The sequence below is a fragment of the Catenuloplanes indicus genome (genome assembly GCF_030813715.1).
In the GTDB taxonomy this organism is placed as follows: domain Bacteria; phylum Actinomycetota; class Actinomycetes; order Mycobacteriales; family Micromonosporaceae; genus Catenuloplanes; species Catenuloplanes indicus.
The window spans coordinates 6193042-6216479 of record NZ_JAUSUZ010000001.1 but is presented as its reverse complement, the minus strand read 5'-3'; the positions used below and the strand labels follow the sequence as shown (position 1 = coordinate 6216479).

General features: G+C 71.7%; 19 protein-coding genes and 1 pseudogene. 7 read left to right on the top strand and 13 right to left on the bottom strand.

Features of this window, described 5'->3' with window-relative positions; translation table 11 throughout:
* The first annotated feature begins 52 nt into the window (after positions 1 to 52).
* Together J2S42_RS28165 and J2S42_RS28160 are read left to right on the top strand one after the other, a co-directional pair.
* Positions 53 to 889, top strand: a complete 837-nt coding sequence (locus J2S42_RS28165; RefSeq protein WP_307243869.1) for a helix-turn-helix transcriptional regulator — start codon at positions 53 to 55, stop codon at positions 887 to 889.
* 35 nt (positions 890 to 924) lie between these two features.
* Positions 925 to 1683, top strand: a complete 759-nt coding sequence (locus tag J2S42_RS28160) for an SDR family NAD(P)-dependent oxidoreductase (RefSeq protein ID WP_307243867.1) — start codon at positions 925 to 927, stop codon at positions 1681 to 1683.
* A gap of 253 nt (positions 1684 to 1936) precedes the next feature.
* On the opposite strand, the gene J2S42_RS28155 is transcribed toward J2S42_RS28160, so the two are convergent.
* Positions 1937 to 3034, bottom strand: a complete 1098-nt coding sequence (locus J2S42_RS28155) for a branched-chain amino acid aminotransferase (RefSeq protein ID WP_307243866.1) — start codon at positions 3032 to 3034, stop codon at positions 1937 to 1939.
* 135 nt (positions 3035 to 3169) lie between these two features.
* Positions 3170 to 4198, bottom strand: coding sequence for a 3-isopropylmalate dehydrogenase (locus J2S42_RS28150; protein WP_307243865.1), 1029 nt, complete (start codon positions 4196 to 4198; stop codon positions 3170 to 3172).
* Between the two features lie 196 nt (positions 4199 to 4394).
* Between J2S42_RS28150 and J2S42_RS28145 the strand changes: the two genes are divergently transcribed.
* Positions 4395 to 5159, top strand: coding sequence for an FAD:protein FMN transferase (locus J2S42_RS28145; protein WP_307243863.1), 765 nt, complete (start codon positions 4395 to 4397; stop codon positions 5157 to 5159).
* Positions 5160 to 5537: 378 nt separating this feature from the next.
* Positions 5538 to 5903: a hypothetical protein gene (locus J2S42_RS28140; RefSeq protein WP_307243861.1), complete on the top strand. Its 366-nt coding sequence runs from the start codon at positions 5538 to 5540 to the stop codon at positions 5901 to 5903.
* Between the two features lie 4 nt (positions 5904 to 5907).
* Here J2S42_RS28140 and serA read toward each other — a convergent pair.
* The 6 genes and pseudogenes from serA to J2S42_RS28110 all read right to left on the bottom strand — a co-directional run.
* Positions 5908 to 7482, bottom strand: a pseudogene (serA, locus tag J2S42_RS28135) (phosphoglycerate dehydrogenase); the annotation flags it as partial.
* 76 nt (positions 7483 to 7558) lie between these two features.
* Complete coding sequence (locus J2S42_RS28130; RefSeq protein WP_307243858.1) at positions 7559 to 8806, bottom strand: mannosyl-3-phosphoglycerate synthase; 1248 nt, start codon at positions 8804 to 8806, stop codon at positions 7559 to 7561.
* A gap of 73 nt (positions 8807 to 8879) precedes the next feature.
* Positions 8880 to 9893, bottom strand: coding sequence for a ketol-acid reductoisomerase (gene ilvC, locus J2S42_RS28125; RefSeq protein ID WP_307243856.1), 1014 nt, complete (start codon positions 9891 to 9893; stop codon positions 8880 to 8882).
* A 47-nt stretch (positions 9894 to 9940) separates the two neighbouring features.
* Positions 9941 to 10456 carry an acetolactate synthase small subunit gene (gene ilvN / locus J2S42_RS28120; RefSeq protein WP_307243853.1) on the bottom strand — a complete coding sequence of 172 codons (516 nt, stop codon included), beginning with the start codon at positions 10454 to 10456 and terminating at the stop codon, positions 9941 to 9943.
* A 14-nt stretch (positions 10457 to 10470) separates the two neighbouring features.
* Positions 10471 to 12318 carry an acetolactate synthase large subunit gene (locus J2S42_RS28115; protein WP_307243851.1) on the bottom strand — a complete coding sequence of 616 codons (1848 nt, stop codon included), beginning with the start codon at positions 12316 to 12318 and terminating at the stop codon, positions 10471 to 10473.
* A gap of 288 nt (positions 12319 to 12606) precedes the next feature.
* Positions 12607 to 14808: a putative bifunctional diguanylate cyclase/phosphodiesterase gene (locus J2S42_RS28110; RefSeq protein ID WP_370879275.1), complete on the bottom strand. Its 2202-nt coding sequence runs from the start codon at positions 14806 to 14808 to the stop codon at positions 12607 to 12609.
* Positions 14809 to 14971: 163 nt separating this feature from the next.
* Between J2S42_RS28110 and ilvD the strand changes: the two genes are divergently transcribed.
* Positions 14972 to 16816 carry a dihydroxy-acid dehydratase gene (gene ilvD / locus J2S42_RS28105; RefSeq protein ID WP_307243849.1) on the top strand — a complete coding sequence of 615 codons (1845 nt, stop codon included), beginning with the start codon at positions 14972 to 14974 and terminating at the stop codon, positions 16814 to 16816.
* 64 nt (positions 16817 to 16880) lie between these two features.
* On the opposite strand, the gene J2S42_RS28100 is transcribed toward ilvD, so the two are convergent.
* Positions 16881 to 17273 carry an ester cyclase gene (locus J2S42_RS28100; RefSeq protein ID WP_307243848.1) on the bottom strand — a complete coding sequence of 131 codons (393 nt, stop codon included), beginning with the start codon at positions 17271 to 17273 and terminating at the stop codon, positions 16881 to 16883.
* Between the two features lie 6 nt (positions 17274 to 17279).
* Positions 17280 to 17966: an SDR family NAD(P)-dependent oxidoreductase gene (locus J2S42_RS28095; protein ID WP_307243846.1), complete on the bottom strand. Its 687-nt coding sequence runs from the start codon at positions 17964 to 17966 to the stop codon at positions 17280 to 17282.
* Positions 17967 to 18074: 108 nt separating this feature from the next.
* Between J2S42_RS28095 and J2S42_RS28090 the strand changes: the two genes are divergently transcribed.
* Positions 18075 to 18677 (top strand): TetR/AcrR family transcriptional regulator, encoded by a 603-nt coding sequence (locus tag J2S42_RS28090; RefSeq protein ID WP_307243845.1) that lies wholly within the window; start codon positions 18075 to 18077, stop codon positions 18675 to 18677.
* A gap of 78 nt (positions 18678 to 18755) precedes the next feature.
* Entirely contained in the window at positions 18756 to 18968 is a 213-nt protein-coding gene (locus J2S42_RS28085) for a hypothetical protein (protein WP_307243843.1), read from the top strand.
* A 107-nt stretch (positions 18969 to 19075) separates the two neighbouring features.
* Here the strand turns inward: J2S42_RS28085 and J2S42_RS28080 are convergent, their stop codons facing one another.
* From J2S42_RS28080 to J2S42_RS28070, 3 genes are all read right to left on the bottom strand, one after another.
* Positions 19076 to 20017 (bottom strand): siderophore-interacting protein, encoded by a 942-nt coding sequence (locus J2S42_RS28080; protein WP_307243841.1) that lies wholly within the window; start codon positions 20015 to 20017, stop codon positions 19076 to 19078.
* 62 nt (positions 20018 to 20079) lie between these two features.
* Positions 20080 to 21012 (bottom strand): ROK family protein, encoded by a 933-nt coding sequence (locus J2S42_RS28075; RefSeq protein WP_307243839.1) that lies wholly within the window; start codon positions 21010 to 21012, stop codon positions 20080 to 20082.
* Positions 21013 to 21025: 13 nt separating this feature from the next.
* Entirely contained in the window at positions 21026 to 23434 is a 2409-nt protein-coding gene (locus J2S42_RS28070; RefSeq protein ID WP_307243837.1) for a glycoside hydrolase family 2 protein, read from the bottom strand.
* Positions 23435 to 23438: the final 4 nt, after the last annotated feature.

The window sequence follows — 23438 nt, the reverse complement described above, 5'->3', positions numbered from 1 at the left end:
CGTGGATACGTGAGTCCTTCATCCGGGGTGGGGGACGGGCCAAGCTGGAGGCATGACGGATCGCGCGCAGCTGGCTGACTTTCTGCGGACCCGGCGGGAGGCGCTGCAACCGGAGGACGTCGGGTTGCAGCGCGGGCCGCGACGGCGGACCGGTGGGTTGCGGCGGGAGGAGGTGGCGGCGCTCTGCGGGATGTCGGCGGACTACTACGCGCGGATCGAGCAGCAGCGCGGGCCGTTGCCGTCGGAGGACATGCTGGCCGCGATCTCCCGGGGCATGCGGCTCTCGCTGGACGAGCGGGACCACCTGTTCCGGCTGGCCGGGCACGCGACGCCGCGCCGGACCGTGCACTCCGACCACGTCGCGCCCGGGCTGATGCGGATCGTGGACCGGCTGGCGGACACACCGGCGATCGTCCTCAACGAGCTGGGCGAGACGCTGCTGCAGACCCGGCCCGCGATCGCGCTGCTCGGTGACGACTCACGGTGGACCGGGCGGGCGCGGGTCACGGTCTACCGCTGGTTCACCGACCCGGAGTACCGGCGCGTCTACCCGGTCGAGGACCACCCGCTGCACGGGCGAGTGTTCGCGGCGCAGCTGCGGCACGCGTACGTCCGGGACGGCCGGTCGTCGCGTGCCGCGGAGATCGTCGACGAGCTGCTGGCGGTGAGCGACGAGTTCCGCGACATCTGGGCCGCGCACGACGTCACGGCCACGCATCTGAACGCCAAGCGGATCGTGCATCCGGAACTCGGCGTGATCGAGGTGCACTGCCAGACCCTGGTCGACCCCGGCCAATCCCAGACGCTGCTGGTGTTCACCGCGGTGCCGGGCAGCGCGAGCCACGAGAAGCTCGAACTGCTGTCGGTGATCGGCGACCAGCGCTTCTGAATCTTCCCTGTCACCACCCCCAGGAAGGGACCACCATGTCGAAAATCGCGCTGATCACCGGCGCCAACCGCGGTCTCGGCCGCGCCTACGCGCTCGCGCTGGCCGAGGCCGGCGTCGATCTGATCCTGACCTACCGCACGCACGCGAAGGACGCGATCGAGGACGTCCTCGCGTCGGTGCGCGGTCTCGGCCGGACCGCGACCGCGATCCCGCTGGACACCCGCGAGGTCTCGTCGTTCGACGCGTTCGCCGGCGAGGTCCGCGACGCGCTGCGCGAGACCTGGGGACGCGACTCCTTCGACTTCCTGCTCAACAACGCCGGTACGGGACCGGGCGCGACGATCGCGGACACCACGGTGGAGCTGGTGGACGAGGTCTTCGCGGTGCACTTCCGCGGCCCGTTCTTCCTGACCCAGAAGCTGCTGCCGCTGATCGCGGACGAGGGCCGGATCATCAACTTCTCCACCGGCCTGTCCCGCTTCACCGGTGACGGCATCTACTCCGCGTACGGCGCGATGAAGGGCGCGGTCGAGGTCTTCACCCGCTACCTGGCCAAGGAGGTCGCGCCGCGCGGCATCTCGGCGAACGTGATCGCGATCGGCGCCACGGCCACCGAGTTCGGCGGCGGCTTGCTGCTCGACGAGCAGGTCGGCGCGCACATCGGCGCGCAGACCGCGCGCGGGCGCATCGGCCGCCCCGACGACATCGCGGGCGTGGTGGTCGCGATGCTGACCGGCGACACCGGCTGGGTCACCGCGCAGCGCATCGAGGCCTCCGGCGGCATGCTGATCTGACCGGCGGCGGTCCCGCGACCAGCGGTGATCTTGCCGGGACCGGGCGGCACTGCGGAGACCGGCGGCCCGCGGAAGCCGCGCTGTCCTTGCGGCCACGGATCGTGCAGGGAGCCCAGCTGCCGCCCCGACCCCCGCCCCGGACCGGTGCCCGCGGGAACGTGCGGAACCCGGGCCGCCGGAAGCGGGAAGATCAATAGTCACCAAAAGCCCGAGGGCGCTTCCCACGGTACGGGAAGCGCCCTCGCGGGACGGCTCAGGCGATCTTGTGGATCCAGCCGTGGGTGTCCGGGGCGGAGCCGCGCTGGATGTCGACCAGCTGCTGGCGCAGCGACATGGTGACCTCGCCGGAGGCGCCGCCGCCGACCGTGAACGCGCCGGACGGGAAGCGGGCCTCGCCGATCGGGGTGATGACCGCGGCGGTGCCGCAGGCGAACGTCTCCCGGATCCGGCCGGACTCGGCGCCCGCGCGCCACTCGTCGAAGCTGATCGGGCGCTCGACCACCTCGTGGCCGGCGTCGCGGGCCAGCGTGATGACCGACTCGCGGGTGATGCCGGGCAGGATCGTGCCGGTCAGCGGCGGCGTGACCAGCGTGCCGTCGTCGAACACGAAGAAGATGTTCATGCCGCCGAGCTCGTCGATGTACTTCTGCTCGACCGCGTCCAGGAACACGACCTGGTCGCAGCCGGCCTCGATCGCCTCGGCCTGCGCGGCCAGCGACGCCGCGTAGTTGCCGCCGCACTTGGCCGCGCCGGTGCCGCCGGGGGCCGCGCGCGTGTAGTCCGGCGAGACCCAGACCGTGACCGGCTTGATGCCGCCGGAGAAGTACGCGCCGACCGGGGACGCGATGACCACGTAGAGGTATTCCCGAGCCGGGCGGACGCCGAGGAAGACCTCGCTGGCGTACATGAACGGGCGCAGGTAGAGGCTGCCGTCCTCGCCGGTGGGGATCCAGTCCCGGTCGATCGTGATCAGCTCGCGCAGCGAGTCGAGGAACACGGCCTCGGGCAGCGCGGGCATCGACATCCGGTCGGCGGACAGGTTGAAGCGGCGGGCGTTCGCGTCCGGGCGGAACATCGAGACGCCGCCGTCGGCCGTGTGGTACGCCTTCAGGCCCTCGAAGATCTCCTGGGCGTAGTGCAGCACGGCCGAGGCCGGGTCCATCGGGATCGGCGCGCGGGCCTCGACGCGGGCGTCGTACCAGCCCTTGCCCTCCGCGTACCGCACGGTGACCATGTGATCGGTGAAGATGCGACCGAAGCCCGGGTTCGCCAGGAGCGCGGTGCGATCGGCGGCGGCTACCGGGTTGGCATTCGGGCGAATCTCGAAGTCGAGCTTGTCACCACCGCTCATAGCGCTGGAACCTCCATATCCACGGTTTGCTGAAACTTACCCCGGACGGTCGTTCACGGGGATACGCAGGGCCGTGGAATGGCATCCGGACGACCCTGCTCGATGCGGGTGCGACCGGACTGGAACTGTGCGCGCTCAGGAGGCAGCGGCGGCCAGCCGGTCACCGACGTCGGCGGTGCGCAGCGGGGCCCCCGGAGTGCGGGCGGCCAGCTCACCGGCGACCGCCTCGGTTACTCGCGCGGCCTCGTCCGGGTGCCCGAGGTGGTCGAGCAGCAGGGACGCGGAGAGCACGGCGGCGACCGGGTCGGCGACGCCCTTGCCCGCGATGTCCGGCGCCGAGCCGTGCACCGGCTCGAACATGGACGGGAAGCGGCGCTCCGGGTTGATGCAGCCGCTGGCCGCAAGCCCGATGCCGCCGGTGACGGCCGCCGCGATGTCGGTGAGGATGTCACCGAAGAGGTTGTCGGTGACCACCACGTCGTAGCGCGAGGGCGCGGTGACCATGAACATGGCGGCCGCGTCGACGTGCTGGTATTCCGTGGTGACGTCCGGGAAGTCGGCCTTGACGGCCTCGAAGGTGCGCGCCCAGAGCCCACCGGCGTGGGTGAGCACGTTGGTCTTGTGCACGAGCGTGACCTTGCGGCGCTCGCGGCGCTGTGCGCGGGCGAACGCGTCGCGGATGACCCGCTCGACGCCGTGCCGCGTGTTCAGGCTCTCCTCCGTGGCGACCTCGGCCGGTGTGTCGCGGTGCAGCACGCCACCGGCACCGGCGTAGAGGCCCTCGGTGCCCTCGCGGACGACCACGAAGTCGATCTCGCCGGGCTTGACCGCGCCGAGCGGGCCGGAGGTGCCGGGCCAGAGCTTGGAGGGGCGAAGATTCACGTACTGATCGAAGTCGAAGCGCATCTTCAGCAGCAGGCCGCGCTCCAGCACACCCGGCGGCACGCTCGGGTCGCCGACGGCGCCGAGCAGGATGGCGTCGAACCCGGCCAGCTCGCTCTTCACCGCCTCGGGGAAAACCTCGCCGGTACGGTGGTAGCGCGCCGCGCCGAGGTCGTAGTCGACGGTCTCGACACCGGGGAGCACGGCCTGGATGACCTTGACGGCCTGAGCGGTGACCTCCGGGCCGATGCCGTCGCCGCCAACCACCGCGATCCGTGCCACGCCTGCACTCCTCACCACACCGTCGTGAACTGTGCCGACCCTACGCCTCTGTCCCGATGCTCGGTACGGCCGTCCCACATTCCGGTTCGGTAACACACAGGAAACTAATAGCCGGTGGCCATCCGGGGTTCAGGCGGCGAGCTTACGGTGAGTCGTGGACACAGTTGTTCACCTGGTCACCGACGGGGGAAGCGCGATGAGCACGGTCGTACTGCCGGAGCGGGTCCGGGCCGCCACGGGCATCGTCGTCCGGCACCAGGTGCAGATCGGCGCGAACCAGTTCACGTTCTGCTTCACCGCACCACCGGCGATGGACCGACGCGGCGCCGGCGAGGCGCTCGCCGACGCGGTCGCGGAGCTGCGCGCGCTCGACACCACGTTCGGCCCGCTGCGCGAGCGCAGCCTGGTCTCCCGGTTCCGCCGCGGCGAGATCTCCGCGGACCTGTACGCGCCACTCACCGACCTGGTCGACCGCTGCATCCTGATGCGCGCCGCCACCGACGGCTGGTTCGACGCGTGGGCGGTGCCCGGCGGGTTCGACCCGAGCGGGCTGGTCAAGGGCTGGTCGGTGGAGCGCGCCGCGGCCCGGCTGCGGGCGGCGGGCATCGAGAACTACGCGATCCACGCGGGCGCGGACGTCACCGTGCGCGGGCACTCGCCGGCCGGGCGGCCGTGGAGGATCGCGGTGCGTGACCCGTACGACGGGCGGCGCGTGATCGAGACGCTGGAGCTGACCTCCGGCGCGGTCGCCACCACGGGGGCGGCCGGCCGTCACGACCATGTGATCGACCCGCATACCGGGCAGCAGGCGGACGGGTTCGCGCTGACCACGGTGATCGGGCCGGAACTGTCGGCGGCGAACGGGTATGCGATCGCGCTGTATGCGGCGGGTCCGACGGGGTTGGGGTGGTTCCCGACGGCGGACGGGTATCGGGCACTGGATCGCACGGGGCGGTCGTAGGGGTTCGCGGGGCGGCGGGGGATTCGGGTGGAGCTGAGGTACGGCGGGTGGGGTGCAAAGCGGGGCGGAGGCCGGCGAGGCTTCCAGCGGGCCCTCACAAGCTCGGCAACGAATGTGAGGGCCGGCCGGTGTCGGGTGGTGGTCCGGCGAGGTCGCGGAGAACGCACCCGGGTGGCCGCACCCGGGAACACCGTCACCCGAGGACGGGTCCCCACGGACGGCCGCCCCGGCCGGGCGATCGCCCTGTGTGACCAATCAAATACGCTATAGCGATGCCGGTGCGCGTGACAAGGCCCGTCAACGGGTGGAAGCATTGCGGCTCAGCGTGTCGGTCGGGGCCGAGATGACCGATGGGGGAACGGATGGCATTCTTCCCCGGTGAGTTTCGACCTGGTGGTCTGGGCGCTTGACCGGACCGGTGAGCCTGCCGACGTGACGGCCGGTCATAAGAGGTGTGTCGCGGGCATCCACGCCGCGGGTGCACCCGACCGGCGCATCAATGCCTTCTACGCCGATCTGACGGCCCGATATCCCGATCGGGGCGTGGCCAGCGGCGCCTCCCCGTTCGTGGCGAAGCCGCTGCACGTGGCGCGGGACCATGTGGAGATGAAGCTGGTGGAGACCTGCCCGGACGAGGTGCTGCTGCTGATCGAGCAGCTGGCCGGCGCGCACAATCTCATGCTTCTGGACGTTCAGGGCGGATCCGTCTATCCGCCGCAGGCCACGGCTCGTCCCCCGCAGTAACGGCGTCGTCGCGCAGGTCCGCCGCACTCGCGGCGGCAGCGCCGATCGCCGCCGCGGCCGCGGTGAGCAGGTCCGCGCCGACGGCCGAGTCGACCATCAGCGTCATCAGTGCCTCGCCACCGGCCGCCCGCCGCGCCACCTGCATGCCCGCGATGTTCACACCGGCGCGGCCGAGGATCGAACCGACCGTGCCGACCACGCCGGGGCGGTCCACGTACGTGAAGAAGAGCAAAATGCCGTCGGCGGTCAGCTCGGTGCCGTAACCGTCCACTTCGGTGATTTTGAGGGCGTCCCGCGCGGTGCCGGTCACGCTCAGCGCCCGGCCGTCCGGCAGCACACCGCGCACCGTCACCTCGACGGACGCCGCCGGCTCGCGCCGCGCGGAGGCGAGCGCGATGAACAGGCCGCGCGCCCCGGCCAGCATCGGCGCGTTGACGTACGTGACGCGTTCCGCCGTGATCGTCGCGAACAGTCCCTTGATCACGGCCAGCCGCAGCACCTCCGGCGCGGCGACCGGGCCGCGCACCTCCACGGTCACGCTCGCGGCCAGCGTCCCGGCGATCGCGGTGAAGACCGTGCCGAGTTTCTCGGCCAACGGCAGCAGCGGGCGCACCTCCTCGTCGACCACGCCACCGGCCTGCACGTTCACCGCGTCCGGCACGAACTCACCGTGCAGCGCGAGCCGTACGCTGCGCGCCGCGTCCAGTCCGGCCTTGTCCTGTGCCTCCACGGTGGACGCGCCGAGGTGCGGCGTGGCAACCACGTTCTCGTGCGCGAAGAGCGGCGAGGACGTGCACGGTTCCTTCGCGTAGACGTCCACGCCGGCACCGGCGACCCGGCCCTCGGCGAGCGCGTCCGCCAGCGCCTGCTCGTCGATCAGGCCGCCGCGGGCCGCGTTGATGATCCGTACGCCCGGTTTGACCAGCGTCAGCTCGCGCGCGCCGATCAGGCCGACGGTCTCCGGCGTACGCGGCAGGTGCACCGAGATGAAGTCGGCCTCGCCGAGCAGCTCCTCGAGCGAGACGAGCCGCACGCCGAGCTGGGCCGCGCGGGCCGGCTGCACGTACGGGTCGTACGCGATCAGCCGGGTGCCGAACGCGGCCATCCGCTGCGCGAACAGCACGCCGATCCGGCCCAGCCCGACCACGCCGACGGTCTTGCCGGCCACCTCGACGCCGGTGTACCGGGACCGGCGCCACTCCCCCGCCTTCAGCGCGGCGCTGGCGCTGGCGGTGTGCCGCGCCACGGCCAGCAACAGCGCCACGGCCTGCTCCGCGGCGGAGACGATGTTGGACGTGGGCGCGTTCACCACCAGGACGCCGTGCGCGGTGGCGGCCGGGATGTCGACGTTGTCCAGTCCGACGCCGGCCCGGGCGACCACGCGCAGCGCCGGGCCGGCCGCGATCGCCTCCGCGTCGATCCGGGTGGCGCTGCGGATCACCACCGCCTCCGCACCGGCGAGCGCGGCGAGCAGCGCGGCACGGTCGGTGCCGTCCACCCGCCGCACGTCGAAGTCCTGGCGGAGCTGGGTCAGGGCCGCGGGGGCGAGTTCCTCCGCGACGACCACGACGGGCCTCATGGCACCTCACAAGATCGACCTATACCGATCTGCGAGGTTACGCCCGCGTTTCGCGATAGCGGGAGCCGAAAAATCGTTAGTCGAGGACCGCGTCAATCGGGACAGGGTCGTCGTCGAGCTCCGGCACCGGCGCGCGCCCGACCGCGAGGCCGAGCGGGTTCGGCAGGATCGGGCCGTCCTTCTCCGGCCGCCCGTCGATCTCCCGGAACGTACCGGCCTCGCGCACCAGCACGTCCTTGAACAGGTCGAACGCGAGTTGCCCGAGCGGCGGGTAGATCCAGCCCGGCGAGGGCTCCGCGTCCCGTCCGGCCAGGAAATCAAAGATCTCCGCGCGTACGGCCGGGGGCGTCACCGGGGCGTGGTAGAGCACGCCGAGCGCCTCCGACCAGCGGCCGGGCCCGCGTTCCTCGCCCGCGTCGTCGTGCGACTGCGAGTCGCGCATCTCGATCTGCAGCACCGAAACCGCCTCGGCACCGGGCCGGCCGAACTGCGCGAACAGGTCGGCGAACTCGTGCGCCTCACCGGCCAGCCCACCGGCCGCGCGCAGGCGCAGCGCGAGCGGCAGGCTGAGCGCACGCTCGCCCGCGTCGCCGGTCGCGATCGCCTCGGTGGCCAGCCCGGTGTGCGCGGCCAGCACCCGGTTCAGGAAGTAGTTGGTGACCTCGGCGCCGCCGCCACGGACGTCGAGGAAGAGCCGGCCGTCGCGGACCACCGGGCGCGGGTGCCGTGGGATCCGGACCATCGCGTACGGGCCACCGGCCAGGCGCAGCCCGGCCGCGTACGCGGTCACGTACTCGTGGACCGCGCCGGGCACGTGGTTGTCCGCGTCCACATAGCCCACGTAGGCACGCCCGCTCATCGCGGCGATCGCGGTGCCGATCAGCAGCGCCTCGCCCTTGCCGGTGCGGACCAGCCCGTCGTCGTCGAGCAGCTCGGGCAGGCGGGCGGCCTTGATCGCGGCGGCCAGGCCGGGGTCGCGCTGGTGGACCACGACGGCGGCACGCCCGGTGAGCCGGCAGAACTCGTCGACGCTGCCGGCCTCGGCCGCGTACCGGTGGCGCGCGCTGTGCGAGACCAGCACGATCAGGCAGTCGTGCGGAATGCCGGCGAGCACGCCCTCGATCACCCGGCGCGGCTCGTCCATGCACGGCACGACGACGACCAGCTCGCGCATGACCGCGCGGATCTCCTCGTCCGCCACCACCTCGGTGCCGCCGGACGGGCCGGGCGCGTGCCGGCCCGAGTCCAGCTCCACCACGCGCTGCAGTTCGTGGATGCGGACCGCGCCGAAGCGCTCATGTCGAAGGTGCTGCTCCAGCCGCATGGCCGGGTCCTTACCCGGAGCGCCGGGCATTGAAAAGCGCGCCGGGATGCCCGGCGCGCTTTCACACGGACGGTCAGGCGGTCTCGGTGATCGGCCGGTCCACCCAGCTCATCATGTCGCGCAGCTTCTTGCCGGTGACCTCGATCGGGTGCGCCGCACCCTGCTCGCGGTACTTGGTGAACGCCGGGCGGCCCGCGTCGTCGTCCTCGATCAGCTCACGGGTGAACTGACCGGACTGGATCTCGGAGAGGATCTTCTTCATCTCCTCCTTGACCGACGCGTTGATCACGCGCGGGCCGCGGGTGTAGTCACCGAACTCGGCCGTGTCCGAGACGCTGTACCGCATGCGCGCGATGCCGCCCTCGTACATCAGGTCGACGATCAGCTTCAGCTCGTGCAGGCACTCGAAGTAGGCGATCTCCGGCGCGTAACCCGCCTCGGTGAGCACCTCGAAACCGGTCTGCACCAGCGCGGCCGCGCCACCGCAGAGCACCGCCTGCTCGCCGAACAGGTCGGTCTCGGTCTCCTCCTTGAACGTGGTCTCGATGACGCCGGCGCGGGTGCCACCGATCGCCTTCGCGTAGGAGAGCGCCAGCGCCAGCGCGCCGCCGGACGCGTCCTGCTCCACCGCGACCAGCGCCGGGACGCCCTTGCCGTCCACGTACTGGCGGCGGACCAGGTGGCCCGGGCCCTTCGGCGCGACCATCGCCACGTCCACGTCGGCCGGCGGCTTGATCAGCTCGAAGCGGATGTTCAGTCCGTGGCCGAAGAACAGCGCCTTGCCGGCGGTCAGGTTCGGCGCGATCGACTCGGTGTAGAGCGTGCGCTGCACGGTGTCGGGGGCGAGCACCATGATCACGTCGGCCCAGGCGGACGCCTCGGCCGGGGTCAGCACCTTCAGGCCCTGCTCCTCGACCTTCGGGCGGCTCTTCGAGCCCTCCGGCAGACCGATGACGACCTCGACGCCCGAGTCCCGCAGGGACAGCGAGTGGGCGTGACCCTGGCTGCCGTAGCCGAGGACCGCGACCTTCTTGCCCTGGATGATCGACAGGTCGGCGTCGTCGTCGTAGTAGACCGTGACAGGCATGACTTCCCTTTCGTACGGCCGAAGCCGGTTCTTTGATGTGTTGGCTCTTATGCGGCGCGCAGTGCGGGACCGGTGGTGATGGAGCGCGACCCGCGGCCGATCGCCACCATCCCGGACTGCACCATCTCCTTGATGCCGAACGGCTCCAGGTCGCGCAGCAACGCGTCCAGCTTGTCCGCCGTGCCGGTCGCCTCGATCGTGAGGGTGTCCGGTGCGACGTCCACCACGCGGGCCCGGAACAGGTTCGCCGTCTCGAGGACCTGGGACCGGACCGTACGGTCGGCGCGCACCTTGACCAGGAGCAGCTCGCGCTGCACCGCGGCGGCCGGGTCCAGCTCCACGATCTTCAGCACGTTGACCAGCTTGTTGAGCTGCTTGGTGACCTGCTCCAGCGGCGACTCGTCCGCGTTGACCACGATGGTGATCCGGGAGACCTCGGGGTGCTCGGTCTCGCCGACCGCCAGCGAGTCGATGTTGAACCCGCGGCGGGAGAAGAGGCCGGAAACGCGCGCGAGGACGCCCGGCTTGTTCTCCACGAGCACGGAGAGCGTGTGCTTGGTCATGACGGGGGTGCCTCTCAGACCGCGTCGTCGGGGAAGTCCGGGCGCATGTCCCGGGCGAACAGGATGTCGTCGTTGCTGAGCCCGGCCGGGACCATCGGCCAGACCATCGCGTCCTTGCCGACCACGAAGTCGATCACGACGGGCCGGTCGTTGATCGCCATGGCCTCCTGGATCACCCGGTCCACGTCGTCCGCGGACTCGCAGCGCAGGCCCACGCAGCCGAGCGCGTCGGCCAGCTTCACGAAGTCGGGGATGCGGTGCTTGTGCGTGCCCAGCTCGGTGTTGGAGTAGCGCTGCTCGTAGAAGAGCGTCTGCCACTGCCGGACCATGCCCAGGTTGCCGTTGTTGATCACGGCGACCTTGATCGGGATGCCCTCCAGCGCGCAGGTGGCCAGCTCCTGGTTGGTCATCTGGAAGCAGCCGTCACCGTCGATCGCCCACACCACCGTGTCCGGCTTGCCGGTCTTCGCGCCCATCGCGGCCGGCACCGCGTACCCCATGGTCCCGGCGCCGCCGGAGTTGAGCCAGGTGTACGGCTTCTCGTAGGAGATGAACTGGGACGCCCACATCTGGTGCTGGCCGACACCGGCGGCGTAGATCGCGTCCGGGCCGGCGATCTTGCCGATCCGCTCGATCACGTAGTGCGGGGAGAGCGTGCCGTCCTCCGGCTCGTCGTACCCGAGCGGGTACTTGGCCTGCAGTTCCTTCAGCGTGTCGCGCCAGGCGGCGTAGTCGCCGGTCCGGTGCGCGGCCTGCTCGGTCTCGATCGCGGCGATCAGCTCGTCGATCACGTGCCGTGCGTCGCCGACGATCGGCACGTCCGCGGCCCGGTTCTTGCCGATCTCGGCCGGGTCGATGTCCGCGTGCACGATCTTCGCGCCGACCGCGAACGACGCCAGGTCGCCGGTCACCCGGTCGTCGAACCGCGCGCCCAGCGCCACCAGCAGGTCGGACTTCTGCATCGCGTAGTTCGCGGTGACCGAGCCGTGCATGCCGGGCATGCCCATGTGCTGCGGGTGCGAGTCGGGGAACGCGCCGCGCGCCATCAGCGTGGTGACCACCGGGATGCCGGTCAGCTCGGCCAGCCTGCGCAGGCTCTCGGTGGCGTGTGCCTTGAGCACGCCGCCGCCGACGTAGAGCACCGGGCGGCGCGCGCCGGTCATCAGGCGCGCGGCCTCGCGGATCTGCTTGCCGTGCGGGTGCAGCGTCGGCCGGTAGCCGGGCAGCTCCAACGTGGGCGGCCAGCTGAACGTGGTCTGCGCCTGCAGGATGTCCTTCGGGATGTCCACCAGGACCGGGCCGGGCCGGCCACTGATCGCCAGGTGGAACGCCTCGGCCAGGATCCGCGGGATGTCCTCGGCGCGCTGGATCAGGTAGTTGTGCTTCGTGATCGGCAGCGTGATGCCCTGGATGTCCGCCTCCTGGAAGGCGTCCGTCCCGATGTACGGCCGGGCGACCTGGCCGGTGATCGCGACGATCGGCACCGAGTCCATGTACGCGTCCGCGATCGGCGTCACCAGGTTCGTCGCGCCCGGGCCGGAGGTGGCGATGCAGACGCCGACCCGGCCGGTGGCCTGCGCGTAGCCGGTGGCGGCGTGCCCGGCGCCCTGCTCGTGCCGGACCAGGATGTGCCGGACCGAGGAGTCGTAGAGCGGGTCGTAGGCGGGCAGGATCGCGCCGCCGGGGATGCCGAACGCCACGTCCACGCCGAGCGCCTCGAGCGACTTGACGAGCGAGCCGGCGCCGGTGACCTGGATCGGGGCGACGGCCGGCGCGGCCGGCGTGGCGGACGTGGCCGTCGAGGTCGACGCGGCGAACGCGTGGGCTCGGTGGGCGAGAGTCTCGGGCGTGGGTCTGCTCATGGCTGTTCGGACCTTTCGGACCTTCGGTGCTTCTACATCTCGAATATTGTGAAACTGCCCGCTACTGGGCTTCATACCCGGCCAATAAAAACGGCCCTCGTGCGGAAATCACACGGGGCCAGCGCACTCCCAAATCGAGGGGAGTGCGCTCAGGTAAGTACTCGAGAGGACCGGAGGTCGCGGGCGATCGCGAACGTGGCGGTCAGGCACAGGGACATGATGACAGCCTTACTCATCTCACGCGCTGAGTCAACCTATCCCACATATTGGTTCACGGACTTCCGCTTTTCACCCGGCCGCGCCATCCGCGTCGAACTGACCTGCGGATATGGCGGCCGGTACGCGAGGCGACCGCAGCTGGGCCGCCAGGTGCTCGGCCGGGACGCCGCCGCCGAACAGGAAGCCCTGGCCGAAGCGGCAGCCGGACGCGGTCACCACGGCCAGGTGCGCGGGCGCGCTGATCCCCTCGGCCAGCACCTCCAGGCCGAGCCGGTGACCGAGCCGGACCACCACGTCGACCAGCGGCTCGGACGCGACCACCAGCTTCCGGTCGATCTTCAGGATGTCCACCGGCAGGTCGCGCAGCCGGGCCAGCGACGAGTAGCCGGCACCGAAGTCGTCCAGCGCGATCCGCACGCCGGTGTCCCGCAGCGCGCGCAGCCGGCGGCACAGCTCGTCCCGGTCCGTCGCGACCGCGTGCTCGGTGACCTCCAGCACCAGCCGCTGCGGCGGCACCCGGTGCGTGCGCAACGCCTCGGCCACCTGGCCGACGTAGTCCGGCGCGTGCAGTTCGCGCGGCGACACGTTCACCGAGATCCACACGTCGTGGCCGTCGCGCAGCCACTCGGCGAGCCGGCGGCAGGCCTGGTCCAGCACCCACCGGCCGAGCTTCGCGATCAGCTCGGACTCCTCCGCGGCCGGGATGAACTCGTCCGGCCCGACCGGGCCCAGCTCCGGATGGGTCCAGCGGAGCAGCGTCTCGGCGCCGACCGGGCGGGCCGAGGGCAGCGCCACCACCGGCTGGAACACCACGCGGAGCTCGTCCCGCTCGATCGCGCCGCGCAGCTCGTGCTCGAGCGTGGTGCGGCGGCGCAGCGTGCGGTCATAGGCCGGCCGGTACCGCTCGACCCGGCTCTTGCCGCGCAGCTTCGCGTAGCGCAGCGCGAGGTCGGCGTTGCGCATCAGCGTCTCCACGTCACCGGCGGCGGTCTCCGCCGTGGCCATCCCGATGCTGGCGGACAGGAAGACCACCCCGCCACCCTGCTCGTACGGCGCGCCGAGCGCGTCGAGCAGCCGGAGCGCGGCCGCCTCCGCCTCGTCCTCGGTGGCCCACATCAGCACCGCGAACTCGTCGCCGCCGAGCCGCGCCACCGCGTCGCCGGGCCGCAGGTGCATGCGCAGCCGGCCGCCGACCTCCATCAGCACCCGGTCGCCGACATCGTGACCGCGGAGATCGTTGACGCTCTTGAAGCCGTCCATGTCGATGCCGAGCAGCACGCACGGCTCGCCGTTGAACGCCTCCTGGGTCAGCACGCGCAGCATGCCGCGCCGGTTGGCCAAGCCGGTGAGCGGATCGGTGTGCGCCAGGCCGCGGAAGTGCGCCTCGCGCTCGCGCAGCCGCCGCGCGCCGCGCCGCACGTCGCGCAGCGCCAGATATTGCCGGCCGACCAGCGCTACGAGCACCAGGCAGCCGGCCAGCGCGCCGGCCGTACCGATGGCTCCGGTCCGCAGGGTCTGATAGGCGGTGGCGCCGGTCAGCACGACCATCGGCAGGAACACCACCGCGGCACCGCGCCGGGTGGTGTCCACCTCGGCCGGCTCCGGCTCGCGGTCGGTGGCCCGGGCCGCGACCGCGATCACGGTCAGCCCCGCGGGTAGCAGCAGCGCGCTGGCCAGCACCACGCCGGACCACTGCTGGCAGACGCCGCCGGAGATGCCGGCCCCGGCGAGCGCGGCCGCGGTGATGCCGGCGCCGACGCCGGCCGAGCCGCCGCGCGGCCGGGGCATGCGCACCGACACCATCGTGGTCAGGCCGAACGCCAGCCCGGCGACGCCCAGCGGCAGGAGCAGCAGCCAGCACTCCTCCGGCGTGAGCGGGCCCAGCAGCCGGGTCGGCGCGGTGACCAGCACCCAGCCCAGAAACCAGATCGAGCCGGCGATCGCCAGCCCGTCCAGGAGGTGTTGCAGCGCCGTGGCCCCGGTGTCCGCGGCGCCGGGCAACATCAGCATCCCGGCCAGCAGCGTCACCGCCCCGGCCACCATGCCGAGCGCGATCAGCCGGGCCGCGGTCTGGCTGTGCGCGGTCAGCGCCACGCCGAGCCCGGCCACCGCGGTCAGCGCGATGAGCGCGCTGCCGGCGGCCAGCAGGTGGTGCGCGTGCCGGCGGCGACCGGCCCGGCGGCGCGCGGACGAGACGAGCATGACCGAGGCCGGCACGGCCGACAGAGCGGCGGCGAGTGCGGCGATCCAGACACCAGGGGGTAGGTGCACGTATTCACTCTGCCGGATAAATGCCGGACCGTGGGGACAGCGTGTGCGAAGCGTGGTATTCCGGTCACGCAATCAGGTGTCGTTTAACACGTCGTCCCGCGTGGTGGACGTAAGGGGCGCCTAACGCTGCCGTGGCGTTTACTCCGGTGCAACACTGGGGTTCATGCCCCAGCTGCGGTCAAGGACCTCTACGCACGGCCGGACGATGGCCGGCGCCCGCGCTCTCTGGCGGGCCACCGGAATGACCGACGACGACTTCGGCAAGCCGATCGTCGCCATCGCGAACAGCTTCACGCAGTTCGTACCGGGTCATGTCCACCTGAAGGACCTCGGCGGCCTGGTCGCCGACGCGGTGGCCGAGGCCGGCGGCGTGGGGCGCGAGTTCAACACCATCGCCGTCGACGACGGCATCGCCATGGGCCACGCCGGCATGCTCTACTCGCTGCCCAGCCGCGAGCTGATCGCCGACGCGGTGGAGTACATGGTGAACGCGCACTGCGCGGACGCGCTCGTCTGCATCTCCAACTGCGACAAGATCACGCCGGGCATGCTGCTGGCCGCGCTGCGGCTGAACATCCCGACCGTGTTCGTCTCCGGGGGCCCGATGGAGGCCGGCAAGACCGTCGCGGTCGAGGGTGTCGTGCACTCCAAGCTCGACCTGATCGATGCCATGGTGGCGTCCGTCAACGACGCGGTCACCGACGAGCAGCTGGACACGATCGAGCGCTCCGCGTGCCCGACCTGCGGCTCCTGCTCCGGCATGTTCACCGCGAACTCGATGAACTGCCTGACCGAGGCGATCGGCCTGGCGCTGCCCGGCAACGGTTCCACGCTGGCCACGCACGCGGCCCGCAAGGACCTGTTCGTCGAGGCCGGCCGGCTGATCGTGGACATCGCGAAGCGCTACTACGACGGCGACGACGCGTCGCTGCTGCCGCGCGCGATCGCCAGCCGGCCCGCGTTCGAGAACGCGGTCGCGCTGGACGTCGCGATGGGCGGCTCGACGAACACGATCCTGCACCTGCTGGCCGCGGCGCGCGAGGCCGAGCTGGACTTCACGGTGGCGGACATCGACGCTGTGTCGCGCCGGGTGCCGTGCCTGTCCAAGGTCGCGCCGAACAGCCAGAAGTACCACATGGAGGACGTGCACCGGGCCGGTGGCATCCCGGCGATCCTGGGCGAGCTGAACCGGGCCGGCCTGCTGCACAAGGACGTGCACTCGGTGCACTCCGCCGACCTGGACTCGTGGCTCGCCGACTGGGACGTGCGGTCCGGTTCCGCCCGCCCCGAGGCGATCGAGCTGTTCCACGCGGCGCCGGGCGGCGTCCGTACCACCCAGCCGTTCTCCACCGAGAACCGCTGGTCCACGCTGGACACGGACGCGGCCGAGGGCTGCATCCGCGACCTCGCGCACGCCTACACCGCGGACGGTGGCCTGGCCATCCTGTTCGGCAACATCGCGCCGGACGGCTGCGTGGTGAAGACCGCGGGCGTGCCGGAGGAGGTCTGGACGTTCTCCGGGCCGGCGAAGGTCTTCGAGTCGCAGGACGACGCGGTCAACGGCATCCTCGGCAAGCAGGTCGTCGCCGGGGACGTCGTGGTCATCCGCTACGAGGGGCCGCGCGGCGGGCCGGGCATGCAGGAGATGCTCTACCCGACGTCGTTCCTGAAGGGCCGCGGCCTCGGCCGCGCCTGCGCGCTGATCACCGACGGCCGGTTCTCCGGCGGCACGTCCGGGCTGTCCATCGGGCACGTCTCGCCGGAGGCGGCGTCCGGCGGGCTGATCGCGCTGGTCGAGGAGGGCGACGAGATCGTCATCGACATCCCGAACCGGTCGATCAACCTCAACGTCGCCGAGGACGTGCTGGAGGCGCGGCGGATCGCGCAGGAGAAGCGCGACAAGCCGTACACGCCGGTCGACCGCGACCGCCCGGTGTCGGCGGCGCTGCGCGCCTACGCGTCGATGGCCACGTCCGCGTCGGACGGCGCCTACCGGCGAGTGCCGTAACGGCCTGCTCTTTCCGCTCCCGAAGGCGGGTGACCCGCTCAGGGTAACCCGCCTTCGGTGTCTGTCATGCGGTCAGCCGGCGGCGGAGTTCCGCCGAGTCGTGCAGGGCGGTCATCTGGGTGAAGCGGCCGTCCGCGACGCGGTAGATCGCATACTCGACGATCTCGAACGAGGCGCCGGACGGCGGGACGCCGAGCCACTCCGTCACCGGCGTGCCGGTGTTGATCGCGCGGATCGCGATCCGGTCGCGATCGAACAGCATCTCCTGGATCTCCCAGTGCAGGTCCGGGACGGCGTCGACGTCGTGCCGCTGCACCGCCAGAACGTCGGCGCGGGTGCCGGGCTCGCCGTTCAGCAGCACCCGGTCGGCGATGAACTGGTCCATGCCGTCGAACTCGTGCGCGTTGAGCGCGGCGACATAGCGCAGGTACCAGTCGCGCAGATCGTGGTCGGTCATGAGGTACTACCAGGCCAGCGCGCCGTGCTCGTCCTGGAAGGAGCCGTTCGGCGTGCCCGGGGCCTGGGTGGCGACGCGGGCGACCACCGCGCCGCTCTCCGCGACCGGGCGGCCGATGTGGTAGGCGGCGTTCAGGTCGGTGGCCGCGGTGCCGGGCTCCAGCGCGGTGAACCGGATGCCCGGGTGCGCCTTGGCGTACTGCACGGTGAGCATGGTGACGGCGGCCTTGGACGCTGAGTAGAGCGCGAGCGTCATGCCGGACTCCGGCCGCTCCGGGTTGGTGACCGCCCAGAACGAGCCCAGGCTGCTGGACAGGTTGACGACCGCCGGGTTCGTACCCTTCCGGAGCAGCGGCAGTGCCGCCTCGGTGACCCGGACGACGCCCACCGTGTTGACGTCGAACGCGTAGCTGGCGGACCGCCCGGTGATCGGCCCGTCGGCCAGGACGCCGGCATTGTTGATCAGGATGTCCAGGCGGCCCTCGGCCGCGTCGACGGTGGCCAGCGCGGTCTGGACCGAGACGTCGTCGGTGACGTCCAGCTGGACGAAGCGGGCGCCGAGCGCCGCGGCCGCCCGCTCGCCGCGCTCCCGGTCCCGGGCTCCGGCGTAGACGGTGTGCCCGTCCGCGACGAGCCGCTTCGCGGTCTCGAACCCGATGCCCTTGTTGGCGCCGGTGATCAGGGTGATGGCCATGGGACTCCTCGGTTTTGTACCGCTCGGTTGCACCCACGCTAGCAAGATTTTGTACCGATCAGTTAGGTGCGCCGGGTCACAATTTGTACCGAGCGGTAGAGTGGGCGCATGAGCACAGCGGGACGGCCGCGCGCCTTCGACGAGGGGGCGGTCCTCGACCGCGCCACCGAGGTCTTCTGGCGGTACGGCTACGACGGCACCTCACTGAGCACGCTCACCGACGCGATGGGCATCAACCGGCCCAGCCTCTACGCGACGTTCGGGAGCAAGGAAGAGCTGTTCAAGCGCGCGTTCGCCCGCTACCACGAGAAGCAGATCGGCCGGGCCCGCGCCGCCCTCGACCAGCCCACCGTCCACGCGTCGATCGAGGCGTTCCTGCGCACCAGCGCCGACGGCCTCACCGCGGACGATCACCCGGCCGGCTGCCTGTCCATCCAGGGCGGCCTGGCCTGCTCACCGGAAAACACCCGCATCTCCGAGGCGCTGACCACCGGCCGCGCCGCCACCGAGGCCGCGATCACCGAACGCCTCTCCCGCGCCGCCGCCGAGGGTGACCTGAGCCCCGGCGTCGACCCACGGGCGACGGCCCGCTTCGTCATGTCCCTCAGCGAGGGCCACGCCGTCCACGCCGCCGCCGGCGCCACGCGCGAAAGCCTGCACGCCTCCATCGACATCGCCATGCACGCCATCGCCGCACTGAGCACCCGATAGCGCCCGGAACCGTACTGGAGGCAGCAGTCCACCGGGAGCGGCTCGCCGAAATGAAGCGTGCCTTCTTGCGCAGCCGCAGTGAAGTTGGTCCACACCGAGGCAGACTCTGGAATCCGCATCCTCGCCCAGACGGTCGCCCCACCCACCGCGCGAAGCCTCGATGCCATTCACCTGGCCACAGGGCTGCGCCTGTGCGATCAGAATCGGCTGACGTCGTTCGTGACCTACGACAACCGGCTGGCCGAAGCGGCGTCGGCAGCCGGCCTGGCCGTCGACATGCCGACCGCCTGACGCGTGATCTCCGCCGAGGCCGCGTGTTCAGCGAGCAGGCGACCGAAAGCCGCCTGTCGGCGGACAGACGGCAGACGGAGTGAGATCGTCGTCGATCGCGGAGAAGGTCAGCTGCCCTCGGCGCGTCCGAGGCGCCAGTAGCCCATGAAGGCGACGGCGCGGCGGTCGACGCCGCAGCCGGTGACCAGGTGACGGCGGAGGGTCTTGATGACGGCGGCCTCGCCGGCCAGCCAGGCGTAGAGGCGGCTGGCGTCGGTGAGAGGGGCGCCGGCGGCGTCGACCGGGACCTCCCAGAGCAGGTCGTGGTCGACGTCGACGTCCTCGATGGTGGCGGGGGCATCGGCGACCCGGGAGTCACCGAGGATGCGGGCGGTGGCGTCCTCGACGGCGGGGATCAGGTAGGTGCCGTGGGCGGCGCCGTTGCGCGGGAGCCAGGTGACGGTGACGCCGGCGGGGGCGGTGACCGGGAAGTGGTCGTCGGTCTCCGGTACCTCGATGAACGCCTCGCCGCGGGTGTCGGCGGGGAGCTTGGCCAGGATCGCGGCGATCGCGGGGGCGGCGGTCTCGTCGCCGCCCAGCAGCAGGAAGTCGGCGTGCGCCGGCGGGCGGAAGTCGTAGCCGCCGTGCGGGCCGGGGTGGTCGGCGTTCGGGCCGAGCAGCGCGATCCGGGAGCCGGGGCGGGCGGTCAGCGCCCAGCGGGAGGCGGGGCCGTGGTCGCCGTGCAGGACCATGTCGACGTCCACCTCGCGCAGGTCGGGGCGGACCTCGCGCACCGTGTACGTCCGGATCGGGTTGCGGTGCGCCTCGGGGAGCGCGCGCCACTCGCCGTACCAGTCGGCGCCGGTGGGCAGCGTGTCGAAGCCGGTCTCCGGCAGCGGCGGGACCAGCTTGAACCGCTGGTCGTAGCCGGTGGGCGCGAAGTGGTCCAGATCATCGCCGGTGAGCGTGACGCGCAGGAAGCTCGGACTGAGCCGTTCGACGCGGCGCACCTCGGTGATGAAGAAGCGCCAGGGTCGGACCGTCGTGGCGGGCTCGGCGGTCAGGGTCACGGTTCCTCCCGGTGATAGGTATGGCTAACCTAACAAAGCGACCGGGAGGAACAAAAGCCCTGCTACAGGTGTGACATGACCAACGCGGCCGCGCCCAGCAGGCCGGCGTCGCCGCCGAGCGTGCTGCGGTGCACCCGGACACGCTTGATGTAGTCCAGGCCGGCCAGCGCGGAGATCGCGGCGCGGATCGGGTCGAAGAGCAGGCCGCCGACGTTCGCGACGCCGCCGCCGATCACCACGTCGTCCAGGTCGAACAGGCCGGCGGTGGCCACGATGCCGGCGCCGACCGCGTGGCCGGACCGGTTGAACGCCTCCAGCGCGATCGGGTGGCCGGCACGCGCGTCCGCGGCCAGTGCGATCGCGTCGACCGTCGGGTGCGTGGTCTCCCAACCGTTCGCGCGGGCCCAGCGCACGATCGAGGTGCCGCTGCCGAGCACCTCGACGCAGCCGCGGCCACCGCACGGGCAGTCCGGGCCGTCCAGCGAGACCGGGATGTGGCCGATGTGCCCGGCGTTGCCGGTCGGGCCCTGGTAGACCTTGCCGTCCAGGACCAGGCCGCCGCCGACGCCGGTGGAGACCACGATGCCGAGGAACGCGGCCGAGGTGTAGCCGCCCCAGCGGTACTCGCCGAGCGCCATGCACTGTCCGTCGCCGCCCAGGTAGGCAGGGCGGCCGGGCAGCACGTCGCGCAGCGCGTCCAGGATCCGGTAGCCGCGCCAGGCGACGATGTTGACCGGGCTGACGGTGCCCGCGTACGGGTCGAGCGGGCCGGCCGAGCCGACGCCGATGCCGCGCAGCGCGGACGCCGGGCCGGCGGCGGCGACCTGGTGGGCCAGGGCCACCAGCGCGCCGCCGACCTTCTCCGGGTCGTCCGTCGCCGGGGTGGGCACCACCGCGCGGTCACGGACGGTGCCGTCGGGCGTGACCACGGCGGCGGCCAGCTTGGTGCCGCCGACGTCGATCGCGAGTACCGGTCCCGGGACGGGGTTGCTCATGGTGCGGTGCCTCTCAGGGACGGACGTCGTTCACGCAGCGCAGGACCGGCCTCGCGGTCAGCCCGGCGGCGTCGAGCGTGGCGTCCGTGCGCACCCGGAACGTGGTGGTCTCTCCGGGGAGGAGCGTAACCAGCGCGGTGTCCACCACGGCGCCGGGATCGAGACGATCGGCCTGCAGCGTCAGATCCCGGAGCACCGTACCCGCGGTGACGGTGACGTGGTAGCCACCCTCGACCGCGGCCACCTCCGTCTCGTACCCCGGAGCAGGGAAGTTGATCTCTTTGTCCTCGGCGAAGAACCAGAGCGCGCGGTCCGCTCCCGCGGTGACGACGCACACTTCGGCGGCGGGATCGGCCGGAGTGACGATCTCCGGCGGCAGCGGCGTGGTGACGGATTCCCGCGGCCCGAGGGACAGCGGGAAGACCGCCTTGGCCAGGACCGTGCCGTCCAGCGCGCGGCGGGTCACCTCGATCTCGGACGTCCACGGCGACCGGCCGTCGTTGACCGCGATCACCGCGGGGCCGTGCGGGCGCGGCTGCACGGTCAGCAGACGGTCCGCGTAGCTGCGCCGGAGCGCGTACCAGAGCGGTTTGCGCCGGCCGTCGCCGTCGATCGCGGACCACGAGGTGACCGGCCAGCAGTCGTTCAACTGCCAGACCACCGAGCCCATGCAGTACGGCCGGAGCGAGCGGAAGTGCTCGACGCCGAGCGTGATCGCGCGCGCCTGGTTGACCTGGGTCAGGAAGTGCCAGTCGTCGAAGTCGCGCGGCGCCGGAAGATGCGCCGTCAGGCCCCGCTCGAGCTTGAGATTCCCGTCGATCGCCTTCTGGTGGTGGGCGAGGCCCGGCGAGGACGGCGTGAGCGGCTCGTCGCTGATCGCGCGGCGCAGCGTGGCGAACGCGGGCGGCGCCTGGAAGCCGAACTCGGCCACGAACCGCGGCCGGTAGTCGCGGTAGTGCGCGTAGTCGACCTGATTCCACACGTCCCAGATGTGCGTGGTGCCGCGGGACGGCTCGTTCGGGTGCGTGTCGTGATCGCCGGACCACGGGCTGCCCGGCCAGTACGGGCGCGTCGGGTCCAGCGTGCCGACGATCTCCGGGAGCAGATCGAAGTAGTAGCCGGCGCCCCAGGTGCGGTCGCCGAGCGCGGGTTGCCAGTCCCAGTCGTGCCAGCCCCAGATGTTCTCGTTGTTGCCGGTCCAGGCCACCAGGCTGGGATGGGACGCGAGCCGGACCACGTTCTCCCGGGCCTCCGCCGCGATCTCGCTCGCCAGCGGCTCCTCCTCCGGGTACGCCGCGCACGCGAACGGGAAGTCCTGCAGCACCAGCAGGCCCAGCTCGTCGCAGATCTCGTAGAAGTCGTCCGACTCGTACAGGCCGCCGCCCCAGACCCGGATCGTGTCGATGTTGGCCTCGACCGCCTGGCCGAGTCGCTCCCGGAGGCGGCCCCGGGTGATCCGGGTGACCAGCGCGTCGTCCGGGATCCAGTTGACGCCGCGGGCGAAGAGCGGCACGTCGTTGACCGCGAGCGTGAACGCGCCGTCCGCGGTGTCCAGCGCGACCGTGCGGAAGCCGACCCGGCGGTGCCACTCGTCCAGCGAGGTGCCGCCGGTGGTGGTCAGCGCGACGTCGACCGGGTGCAGCGGCTGCTCGCCGAGGCTGTGCGGCCACCACCGCGCGGGCTGCGGCACGTCCAGGACCAGCACGGCCGTATCCTCGTCGGGTTGCAGCGTCTGCTCGACCCGGACGCCGGCCACGGACGCGGCCAGCACCAGCGGGTCCGCGCCGGCCCGTTCCACGTCGACGTGCAGCTCGATCCGGCCGTCACCGTCCTCGGTCACGGTGACCAGCGGCCGGACCCGGGCGATCCGGCCGCCGGCCCAGGTGTGCAGGCCGATCGGGCGCCAGATGCCGGCGGTGATCAGCGTGGGTCCCCAGTCCCAGCCGAAGCTGCAGGCCATCTTGCGGATGAAGTGGAACGGCTCCGGGTACGCGTTGGGCCGGTCGCCGAGCCGCTCGCGCTCCGCCTCCGCGTGGTTCTTCGCGGAGGTGAACGCGACGCGCAGCGTGTTGCTCCCTTCCGTCAGGGTTGAAGCGACATCGAAGCGGTAGCTCCGGTGCATGTTCGCGGTCCGGCCGATCTCGGTGCCGTTCAGCGTCAGCGCGGCGATCGTGTCCAGCCCGTCGCAGACCAGGTCGGTGCGCGGCGACAACTCGTCCGGCTGCCAGTCGAACGTGGTCTCGTAGACCCAGTCGGTGCGGCCGATCCACTCCTGGCGCACCTCGTTGTCGTCCAGGAAGGGATCGTCGATCACGCCGGCGGCCAGCAGATCGGTGTGCACGCAGCCGGGGACGGCCGCCTCGATCTCGTGAGCGGCCCCGGTCAGGGTCCAGCCGTCGTGCAGCGCGCGATACGAGCCCATGTGC